Below are 313 nucleotides of genomic sequence, written 5' to 3' on the forward strand. Positions count from 1 at the left end.
CAACGCCTGATCAAACGCTGGTCACTGATGCACTCTGTTCAACCGGAGTCTGTGTTGGAACACAGCGCTGTTGTTACCCTGCTTTCCTACCTGGCTGCAATATTGCCATTCAGCAAGGGAAGTCGGTGGATCTGGCAGTCATGCTTGCTCATGCTTCGTTGCATGATGCAGCCGAGGTTCTCTGTTCGGATGTTGTAACACCGGTCAAGAAAGCAAACGCTGTTTTGCAGCGTGAGTTTGAACGACTGGAAAAGGCCGCAGAGGACAAACTCATCCAGACTCTTCCCGAAGAACTCCAGGATGCAGTCGCCAT

The 313-nt window shown here is 51.8% G+C and carries 2 protein-coding genes; both read left to right on the plus strand.

What is annotated here, in order from left to right; genetic code table 11:
• Nucleotides 1–27 precede the first annotated feature (27 nt).
• Nucleotides 28–198, plus strand: a complete 171-nt coding sequence (locus tag BHE89_RS24530) for a hypothetical protein (protein ID WP_286145790.1) — start codon at nt 28–30, stop codon at nt 196–198.
• Nucleotides 126–313 (plus strand): YfbR-like 5'-deoxynucleotidase (locus tag BHE89_RS24535; RefSeq protein ID WP_286145789.1); only part of this gene is annotated, 188 nt, incomplete at its 3' end. The genes BHE89_RS24530 and BHE89_RS24535, both read left to right, overlap by 73 nt.

The sequence above is a fragment of the Shigella sp. FC1967 genome (assembly GCF_001743005.1).
GTDB lineage: Bacteria > Pseudomonadota > Gammaproteobacteria > Enterobacterales > Enterobacteriaceae > Proteus.

Excerpts from the sequence above, each read along its gene's own strand:
- BHE89_RS24530 (WP_286145790.1), top strand. The coding sequence starts at position 28 with ATGCACTCTGTTCAACCGGAGTCTGTGTTGGAACACAGCGCTGTTGTT.